The sequence below is a fragment of the Cytobacillus sp. EB106-05-05-XG126 genome, from assembly GCF_058791715.1.
Genome location: NZ_JBYTDU010000001.1, coordinates 280,086 through 290,133, shown reverse-complemented (window position 1 = coordinate 290,133; position 10,048 = coordinate 280,086). Strand labels below are relative to the sequence as shown.

Genomic DNA, 10,048 nt, shown 5'->3' with positions numbered 1-10,048 from the left:
TCTGCAAAAGGCCAAACAAACTGCTTTAAACCACATGATAGACGCCTCTTATTCTGCAAAAGGCAAAACAAGCTGCTACAACCCCCATGACCAATTAGACTGATTCTGCCAATAGTGTATGTTCCATATCCTCACCCTAATTTCCTCCCATCGGCTTTTAAATGCTCCAGCCTCTTAAAATCCTTACTCAAGCAAGCCTGTTTAAATCGCTTAGTCTGTTTAATGCTGTTAATGTCAGAGCGATTGTCATAGGATAGCTGAATATGAAAATAGTTGATATACTCCAGAATGGCAAAAACATAGATAAAGCCGGCAATAACAAGCCCAAGCGGAAATGCCGGATGCCATATCATGCAGTCTGCCACGAATGCACCTGGAATCACAGTGATCAAGCCCAGATTCCATTTCTTTGAAAGCCTTAGCCGCTGTACAAGCGTGAACGGGGCAACTGACGTTTTCTCTCTTTTTAAACGCTTCCATTTTACAAACCAATAAATGGAGCCTTGAAGCAATATGAACTCCAGCAGCAGAAATGATGACCAGAAAGAAAACAGTGAATATAAATGGAGATCCGGGTAGGTATAGTTCACCAGGTAACTAATGGATACAAACAGGATAAGACTGAGTGATTCTCCGGTAAAAAGATATGATAGTCTCTTCAGCATTCTATTTCTCAATCTGAAATTCCCCTTTTCCGAGTAAGAACTTCCCCTAATGTATTACGAATATTCTCAAAAATAGTTTCAAAAAAATTACTCCTTTCCTTAAAACCGAATGAAATTGAAAATATCGGCAAAACTAAAAAAAATACATATTATGGGGTGAAATAATGCGAAACCCTTTCGAGGCCATTAAGGAAACCATTAAGAATTTTGCTGATAACGAACCAAAGCCGCCACTGCATGTCGGGGAGGTAATGGATTTATGGACTCTGTATACAGCATTCCATGAAGCCCATTCCCTTTACTATATTGCCTTAAATATGACCACAGATCCTGAGCTATTGCATACCATACGCACTGCCATTGAAGGAAGCAGGGAAGACACAAAAATGATTGAAGATTTTCTCCTTAAAGAAGGGGTTCCCCTGCCTTTAACTAATGCAGAAAAACCACTTTCCAATCCGGATTCTGTTCCTGAAGGTGTAAAGTTGACGGATGATGAAATAGCAAATTTAATATCTGTAAAAGTCGCAGCAAGTATAACCTTCTGTGCACAGGCTATGATCAAAACAGTCAGGACGGATGTGGGGATGATGTTATTTTCCGTACAGGTACATTTAATGGAATTCGCATCCCCCCTTAAAAATTTAATGAGAGAAAGAGGCTGGCTGAGAATCCCGCCAAGCTATATGCCGCCTGGCACTCCTGAAAGAAATTAATAATCGCTTAAAGACTGCTGCCTATGACCAACGGAGCAGGAGTCTTTTGTTATTTCTGCCGATACACGGACTGGCACAGAATATTTTCCTCTGCGTATTCCTATAGTGGTGATGAATATGAAAATACTAAGTACGATCAGGAATATGATAAAAGATGAGGCCAGGAAATTCTTCGATAACAGAATGGAAAGGAATACAGAAAGGCTGCGAGCTTCTGGTAACAGCAGGAAGCTCTAATTTGACCTGATATAATGCAAATGCCAGCGGACAAATAAAAAAGCAGCAAAATAGCAGAAGACAGAATACCACCATTTCCAGGAGATATAATTGATAAAATCCAGCTTAACTGTAAAAATCTCGTAAAGCACCGAAAAAATGACCCAGGCTGCAGTATAAAAGAAAAAAGAACGCCTGCTTTCCGGCATGTAATTCAAAAAGATAATTCCAAATGATGCCCCAAGAGTTAATTCAATGATATGAACCCAAAGCTGTACTCCCCCGCCGTTTAACTCATACAGCCGATACGTCTGTACTTAAGTTAATCAAACAATGACAGCCCAGCTTACGTATATTTCTTTATTCGTTAAACGCTTTGGCATAAACCAGATTACAATGAGATTAATGGCCAATGAAAGATAAGGAAACCAATACATACAATGGACCGCCTTTTAATATTTCTAAAGACCTTGCCTCCTAGAGCCGAAACAAACTAAAACGAGAGGAAGCAAAAGACTTCTCTTTCCTTTTTCGTCAGTCTGATAGGCAGATATACAGTTTTTAAGTTAAATGTTTCTTAATTACTCTTAAAAGGTTTTCCCGAAAACAAAAAAGAGAGCAGACCCGTAAAATAACTTGGTCAACTCTCTTTCACTTACGCTCCTAATCCCGTCAATGCTCTCATCTGTTTTCTTGCCCTGAAAATTCTGGTTTTTACAGTTGAAGGCTTTAATTTTAGGAGGTTGGCAATTTCCTGTTCTTTTAATCCACCTTCAACCTTGAGCAGAAGCACTTCCTGGTAGTTCATTGCAAGCTGTCTGATGGCTGACTTGATTTCCTCTGCAGCTAAACCTGATTCCACTTCCTGTTCGACATCTTGCTTTGTAATGAGGCAGAAGCTTTCAAGAGTGTCCTGCTCCATCGGCACTGCAGCCTTTCGCTTTTCCCGCCGAATCATATCCAGTGCGGTTCTTCTGGCAATGACAGACAGCCATGCCCCTGCTTTTTCTTCATCTATAATGGTTTCCGCCTTCTTCATGGCTTTAATAAACGTTTCCTGAACGATATCTTCTGCAAGATATGCGTCTCTTGTCATCGAAAAGCATATATGATATAGCCATTTATAATGGCAGGAATACAGCTCTGCAATATCCATAATTCCCCTCTTCCCTTACTCCTCTAATTTCAGCGAAATGCTCACCTTGAACAAATCACCATCTGTATCTATTTCGAGATTCCCTTCATGAAGGTCAATGATCGACTTGGCAATGGCAAGCCCCAGGCCTGAACCATCTGTATGCCTTGATTTATCTCCCCGTTTAAATCGCTCATACAATTCTTCACTCTGGTCATCCAGTTCGTATTTGGAAACATTTTTAAACGTAATGACTGCCTGGCCTTTGACTTTTGCAAGGGCAATATAAACCCGCGAATGTTCCAATGAATATTTAAGGATATTCCCTATCAAATTATCAAACACACGCCAGAGCTTTTGACCATCCACATTGGCGATTGCCGGATGATCAGGCTTGGTGACGCGGAACTGCAGATTCGAATCCCTAATGGCATTATCATGCTCTGCAAGCGCCTGCTGCAGCAGCTGAACAAGGTCCACTCTTTCCTTTCGAAGCTCAATATTGCCGGTTGCCATCTTTGAGACCTCGAATAAATCATCAATCAAAACTTTTAACCGTTTAGATTTCCGGTCAATGATTTCAAGGTAGGCTGAGCGATCGTCTTCTGATACCTCGCCTGACTTCAGCAGCTCTGTGTACGTAATAATGGACGTTAAAGGTGTTCTTAAATCATGGCTGACATTTGTAATCAGTTCCGTTTTCAGCCTTTCGCTTTTAGCCTGCTCGCTAAGGGACGTTTTTACGCCCTGCTTCAATACATTCATGTTTCCTGCAAGTAAAGCCAGGACGCCTTTTCCTTTAACAGGCAAGTCCTGTCCCATGTGGCCCGAAGCCAATTCATCGGCAGTCTCAACAATACGGTTGAAATAGCCAACGCGTCTGATTAATGCCATAACAAGAGGAAAACCCGCAAAAGCTAAAGCCGTTATATAAAACAGGACAAACAGCGGATGGAAGAACATGATAATGGAACCCATTCCCATTCCAAAGATGATTAATAGAACAACAAACAGCTGCGTTCCTGTGCTCCGGTTTAAAAAGGCTTCCTGGAGGCTGGTTTTCATACCGCCGGCCGCTCTATAAATGAGACTTTTTTTCAAGACTGATTTTGCGTTTTCCAGATCCTTAAATTCACCTGCAATATACTTGAGCTGAACTATTGTCAGGCCGCAAAGAACCGATGCTCCAAGGAGAACAATAATTAATTCAATCACACGCGAAAGGATGTTGTAGCTGTCTATAAGAAAATCGTTTACCAGAAAAAGTGCCAAAATGCTGCCCATTGCAGATAACCCTAAGAAGGTGATTCGTAAATCAATCGGAATCTTATTGTATAAAGGCTCCCACCTTTTTATTTCAGCTGACAGGGCCTTTGACTTTCTGCCGGCAATCAGTGCAGCGATAACGGCTAAAACAGCTGAACCGCCATAAATCAATAAGACAATTTGTTTCTGCTTAAAATGATTATTCCGGTCAATGAATATATTTGATTCAGGAAGGTTTTTAGCAAGGCCTATTTGTCCCTTAAAGTAGCCTGATTGAGATTCAACCAGTGCCTGATCGAACTCCTCATATCCCCCCATAATAAAATGAAGGAAAAAATTTTTATCCATGGTGTAATCGGTATGATATTGCATTTCCTTTTCCATGACTTCATCCGGAGACTCATTCTTGGCTAAAGTTAAATTGGTGTACACTTCACCAGTCGAAGTGTCCTTGAAATAATAGGTAAATGAATCCTTATAAACATCGTACTGACCCCTTAACTGCTCTTTTTCTTTAAAAAACTGTTCAAGTTTTTCTTCTTTTTCTTTCACTACTTTAGGACGGACGTGTTCATCACTTTCAAAGTTCCTGGTGATGTCTTCAATTCTTTTGTTCATCTGATCAGCCAGAGCCTTTGCAAATTCATTGTTTTCTATATCCTTTGCCTCTTGAATCCTGGGCTCATATTGGTTTCTGATATTATCAATTTGTTCAGGAAGTGTTCCATAACGATAACGATGTTCATTAATTTCCTCTTCCGTCACCTCAATGGCTTCTTTCGCTTTTTCAATAGGCACGTTATTCAGTTCATACAATTGCAGATAGCCGGCATATTGATCAATTTCACCTCTGAACTCTCCGGTGTGAAAATAATCCGGGTTTGCATATTCCCTCGCATTTATCAGAACTGCCAAAACGCCGCTTGCTCCGAAAGCAAATAAAACCATGATCATCACAATGATGAATTTATTTTTCCATCTTGTATCCAATTCCCCATACCACCTTTAAATATCTCGGATTTTTCGGATCGATTTCAATCTTTTCACGTATTTTCCGAATATGCACTGCCACCGTATTTTCTGCGTTATAGCAAGGTTCGTTCCATACCCGTTCATAAATTTCATCTATGGAGAAAACGCGTCCCGCATTTGTCATTAAAAGCTCCACAATTTTATACTCGATTGGAGTCAATTTCACCGGCTCTCCATTAACAGTCACTGCTTTTGCTTCCTTATCAAGCATAAGGCCGTTCAGATCAATGACCTTTTTAACTCCTTCAAATGTTCCGAATGTCACATATCTTCTCAGCTGCGATTTCACGCGTGCAACCAATTCCATCGGATTGAAGGGCTTGGTCACATAATCATCAGCCCCAACTTGCAGCCCGAGGATTTTATCGGTATCCTCTGTCTTGGCACTCAGGATGATAATCGGGATGTTTTTCTTCTCGCGAATTTTATATGTAGCCGAAATGCCATCCAGCCTTGGCATCATGACATCCAAAATGATCAGATGCACCTGGTTCTCATTCAAAATCTCCAGAGCTTCGATTCCATCCTTTGCTTTTAAAACGGTGATGCCTTCATTTTTGAGATAAATTTCAATGGCGTCCCTGATCTCTTTTTCGTCATCTACGACAAGTACATTATAGTTATCCATAATTCCCCTGCTTTCACGGTGCTCGTTTTCATATTTTTATACTAAACGTAAAATCTTAACATTAATGTAATAGAAATCTTAAGAATTTCTTAAGATTGGATTTGTGTTTTCTAAATTTTGCCCGTTGATTTCTGCTCCAGGCACTTGCTTTCCGCGGGGAGGAATGCGAGCCTCCTCGGCTCCGCCTGCGGGGTCTCACACTTCCCTCACTTCCCGCAGGAGTCAAGCGCCCTCCGCTCCAATCAACTCAGAGGTCAAATGTAGTTAGCTGCCTTTACGAGGATTGGATTAATCTTATCTCTTCTATTTTATATAGGGTGGAAATGGAAATATAGACTTGTATTTGCAGGACGCAAAAAAGCACCACCCTCCAGCTGAGTTTGCTGACGGATGGTGCATAAAGAATAAAATTCATCTTTTAATAGGACCGGACAGGCGAAACCAGCTGAATATAAGACTCGCTGCTGACAGGCTTGATTATAACCGGTCTCATTGAGCCGCTGAAGCTCAAAAGAACATGCTCTTCCTGTATGGCTTTTAGGGCATCCATTAAAAAAGTCCCATCGAGTGAAATGGATAGTTCCCGCTCGCCAATGATTTCTAAAAGAGGCTGTGTTTCTTCAATTTTTCCCATGGCAGAGGAAACAGAGGATATTTTCAATGCTCCTTCTTTCATCTCCAAAAGGACATTATTATTTTTCCACTCATGGGCAAACAGGCAGGCGCGGTCAATACCCTTTAATAGTTTTTTTGCATCCAGTTTTATGACTGTTTTCGCTTCCTTCGGGATAAGTCCAGTTACATCCGGGTATTTGCCTTCGATAAGCCGTGAACAGAGCATGATTGATTTTGTTTTGAAAACTAAATAGCTCTCTGATGAAAAGATTTGTACTTTACTTTCTTCCAGATGAGCCAATAGCTTTAAAAGCTCCTTAAGGCTGGGGCCCGGAACAATGAAAGAGCCGTTTGATGGAGAAAGGATCTTTGTCTCCAGAAATGCTAATCGATGTGAGTCAGTTGCGGCACATGAAAAGCTGTTTCCGTTAAAATTCATATGTACACCGGTAAGAGCCGGCCTTGTATCATTCTTTGAAACAGCAAACACGGTTTGCTTTATCATTTCTATTAATTTTGCTGAAAAAAGTTCAATTCCTTGAGAATCTTCAAATTCGGGAAGTGCTGGATACTCTTCAGCAGAAAACCCATTTAATGAAGTGAGGATTTCGTCTGACATTATTGTCATGCTATTCTTTTCATCCGCTTTGATATGTATGTCACCCGGCAGCTTTTTAATGAGCTCTGTCAGGTATCTGGATGTTACAACAACACTTCCAGTCTCTGCAATCTCAAGTCCGGCTTCTTCATCAGATGCAGGAATGACCTTTTCAATCACAATATCAGTGTTACTCCCAGTGAGTGTTAAATGATTCCCACCTGCAGTCAGCTTTATCCCGGTCAAAATAGGAAAAGGAGTCTTAGCTGATACTGCACTGCTTACTTCTCCAATTGCTTTATGAAAATATTCATTCTTAATTATAAACTCCATTCATACCCCGCCTATTTTTTTCGATAGGGTATTCTTTCGACAAAATTCCTGAAAATCCCTTTCACTTTGTCAGCTTAACTTTTTATGAAACAGTTCGAGGGGATAAAGCTTATCAGCTTTTACGGCATCATGAATTTGCCTGATGACTTTGGCATCACGGAGTTCCTCGTCCTTAAAGCTTTTAAAGTTTGATAGATTCACCCACTTACAATCGGCTATTTCTTCTTCCTGAAGGCTCAAAAAGCCACCTGTTATTTGACCAATAAAATGAAATAAGATGACCTGATGGTCCGTACTGCTGATAAAGTTATAAATCCCGGTTGTATGAGTCAGCTTAACATCCAGGCCTGTTTCTTCTTTAACTTCTCTGCAGGCAGCCTCAAGGATATCTTCCCCTTTTTCAACATGACCGGACGGGAAATTCCATTTATTCTTTACTGTGGCTTTCTTCTCTTTTATCATCATCACTTTACCTTCTTGTATAATTGATGTACTGACAACAAGCACGATTTCGTTCTGTGTCATTCAGCAGCTCTCCTTTCCTATTAATTCACCCAATGCTCCGGTCTCTGTAATCCCTTAGGCAGCTTCGTATGCATATCCCCTTTTGCAGAATTAACCTGAGCCTGTGTGAGAAAAATACTTCCCATTAGATTGGCTCCGCTTAAATCTGCGTCCCTGAAGTCCGCACCAATAAGGTCTGTATAACTCAAATCAGCTTTGCGCAGGTCAGCTGCAATAAATAAGGATCCTCTTAAAGTCGCCCCGCAGAAAACCTCACCTCTTAATTTGGCTCCGATAAAATCTCGCCGGCCGTTATTTTTTTTCGAAGATTTGTTGTTTAATCCTGGATTCCTCCTGACAATCTCACTGGCTTTCAGAAGCAGCTTATTGACTTCTTCCCTATGTGCCTGAACATCGATAGCCATAATTAAATCCGGTTCCATATTAGTTAAATCCTCTGTTTTGCCCAAAATCCCACTGACTTCACCATGAATAGGCCTGGCGGCTTCCAATTGTAAAATTTCAGTTAAATAGAAAAGCATTTCATGAAGCTGGTGCATGACGGGGAACACATCAAACATCACTTTCTGAAGTTCTGGATGGCTGCGCCAGTCTTTATTCTTAAAGGTGTTCTGAGATACTTGCTGGCCTGCACCAAAGCACTCAAATGAGGTACATCCCCTGAAGCCTTTTCCCCTGAGGTCAGCATGAATTTGACAGCGATAATCAGCCTTAAGATTTGGACATGGCTTGCCTGCTTCTTTATCGAAAGCAAAGTCTGCAGATTTTGCATAAGGCAGGGCCACACAGCAAAGCCCAAAACAATTTTCACAATCGTGTATTAAATTACTCATTTGAACACGCACCTCCTTTCGTTCAAAGTACAGGAAAGATTTCATCAATATTTTTTCATTTGTTACTGTTCTTGACTTTCCTTACGGGAATGTTTATTCTTTCTGCAAATGGAAATTATTCTTAATATCTCATTATGAGGGAGTGACTTCATGTCCAGAAATAAATATAAAGAAAAGGCAATGAGTGCCGTAAACAAGCTAAAATCAAACCTTAAAGGGAAGCTTTATGAAATGGCAGACATTCCTTCCGTGTCTGTTAAGCAGCTTTCAGAATTCATCCGGCAGCATCCCGATACGCAAATAACAAAGAAAGAACTCCTTGGAAACACCTACACTTTCTACCGTCTAAATGCGAATGATGACTTTCTGTATATGGAGACAATTAATGAACGAATTCTTCAATTGGATGGATCCTCACATGGAAAAAGATTTGTCTCTTATCGATCCTACCGGGATTCCCAGAATTTAAATACTCCAATGAGGTTAACATAACCGCCTTCAGCCAAGTGAGCTTCCATCATGGGAAGCTCACTTATTCCTAATTGCTGATGATTGGTTTATAAGATATTTTGACAGTTTAATAGATTCTTCTATTCGTTCAAGCTTTCCTGCATAAAGTCTATCTTCCTCACCTTTGCGAATATTGATGGCATCTTGTATAATTGGGTGCCATTCTTCCGGCAAATGCTTTAGGGAGTACTCCCCGGCCCCTTGCTTAGAGATAATATCCTTCTCCCTCAATGTGTAAAACTGCCGCAATAAACCCAGCACCATCCATTCAATTTCTTTATCCACCTCAGACTCGGCTACTTGTTCAAGTTCATCAATCGATTTCTCGATTGCCCGGATTCGATTTGCCCAATAGGTATTCATGTTTTCATAAGTGTATAAAACCAAATCATTGTCATTTATCTCTATTACCGGAAGAGCTCCATAAATGGCAATTCCTTTCTTTTTTAAAAGCCACCAGGTGACTGGGTTCAGGAAATGCCCATAATTCATTTTGCCGTTATTATAAAAGTAACTTTCACCGAGTTTTCCGAGATCATTCTGAGTTATATAAACCCCATCCATCTCAGGAAACTGATAATTGTCAGCTATTATTTTATGAATCTCCTCAGCCTTTTCCAATTCTGATTGGGTTAACCCTCTATGTGTAACCGCAATAAAATCAATATCGCTTGATCCTTCTATATAAGCATCCAGTGCAAGCGATCCATGCAAATATAGACCTTCAAGCTGATTAGGCATATATTCTTTATATAGTTTCATGTACTTATTCAGCAGATCATTAACTGCTATTGGAAGTTCTCTCATCTGCACTACTCCCCTGACATTTTAAGAAAAAGCCTCATTATCAAACAACTATCACTTTTTTGGTTTGTCCCATATTATGGTACCATCATCATTATTCTTTTCAGAGAGCTTTTTCCTCTTATAACCTTGCCCGTTGATTTCCGCTGAAGGCACTCAGCAATCCCACGGG

The 10,048-nt window shown here is 40.5% G+C and carries 10 protein-coding genes; 2 read left to right on the top strand and 8 right to left on the bottom strand.

What is annotated here, in order from left to right; translation table 11 throughout:
• Positions 1-131 precede the first annotated feature (131 nt).
• The gene (locus AC3WTL_RS01440; protein ID WP_492368828.1) at positions 132-677 is read right to left on the bottom strand and encodes a general stress protein; all 546 of its coding nucleotides are present in this window, start codon (positions 675-677) and stop codon (positions 132-134) included.
• A gap of 152 nt (positions 678-829) precedes the next feature.
• Between AC3WTL_RS01440 and AC3WTL_RS01435 the strand changes: the two genes are divergently transcribed.
• Complete coding sequence (locus AC3WTL_RS01435) at positions 830-1,381, top strand: DUF3231 family protein (protein WP_258750713.1); 552 nt, start codon at positions 830-832, stop codon at positions 1,379-1,381.
• A gap of 871 nt (positions 1,382-2,252) precedes the next feature.
• Here the strand turns inward: AC3WTL_RS01435 and AC3WTL_RS01430 are convergent.
• From AC3WTL_RS01430 to AC3WTL_RS01405, 6 genes are all read right to left on the bottom strand, one after another.
• A complete protein-coding gene (locus AC3WTL_RS01430) occupies positions 2,253-2,753 on the bottom strand; it encodes an RNA polymerase sigma factor (RefSeq protein ID WP_492368827.1) in 501 nt (166 codons plus the stop codon).
• Positions 2,754-2,768: 15 nt separating this feature from the next.
• Complete coding sequence (locus AC3WTL_RS01425; protein ID WP_492368826.1) at positions 2,769-4,988, bottom strand: sensor histidine kinase; 2,220 nt, start codon at positions 4,986-4,988, stop codon at positions 2,769-2,771.
• Complete coding sequence (locus AC3WTL_RS01420) at positions 4,966-5,658, bottom strand: response regulator transcription factor (protein WP_163141022.1); 693 nt, start codon at positions 5,656-5,658, stop codon at positions 4,966-4,968. The genes AC3WTL_RS01425 and AC3WTL_RS01420 overlap by 23 nt, the downstream gene beginning before the upstream one ends.
• Before the next feature lie 418 nt (positions 5,659-6,076).
• Positions 6,077-7,204 carry a DNA polymerase III subunit beta gene (gene dnaN, locus AC3WTL_RS01415; protein WP_492368825.1) on the bottom strand — a complete coding sequence of 376 codons (1,128 nt, stop codon included), beginning with the start codon at positions 7,202-7,204 and terminating at the stop codon, positions 6,077-6,079.
• A gap of 69 nt (positions 7,205-7,273) precedes the next feature.
• The gene (locus tag AC3WTL_RS01410; RefSeq protein WP_248348002.1) at positions 7,274-7,729 is read right to left on the bottom strand and encodes an NUDIX domain-containing protein; all 456 of its coding nucleotides are present in this window, start codon (positions 7,727-7,729) and stop codon (positions 7,274-7,276) included.
• Between the two features lie 20 nt (positions 7,730-7,749).
• Positions 7,750-8,562, bottom strand: coding sequence for a pentapeptide repeat-containing protein (locus tag AC3WTL_RS01405; RefSeq protein ID WP_492368824.1), 813 nt, complete (start codon positions 8,560-8,562; stop codon positions 7,750-7,752).
• Between the two features lie 150 nt (positions 8,563-8,712).
• Between AC3WTL_RS01405 and AC3WTL_RS01400 the strand changes: the two genes are divergently transcribed.
• A complete protein-coding gene (locus tag AC3WTL_RS01400; RefSeq protein WP_048009983.1) occupies positions 8,713-9,054 on the top strand; it encodes a hypothetical protein in 342 nt (113 codons plus the stop codon).
• A 36-nt stretch (positions 9,055-9,090) separates the two neighbouring features.
• On the opposite strand, the gene AC3WTL_RS01395 is transcribed toward AC3WTL_RS01400, so the two are convergent.
• Entirely contained in the window at positions 9,091-9,879 is a 789-nt protein-coding gene (locus AC3WTL_RS01395) for an aminoglycoside adenylyltransferase domain-containing protein (protein WP_492368823.1), read from the bottom strand.
• Between the last annotated feature and the right edge of the window lie 169 nt (positions 9,880-10,048).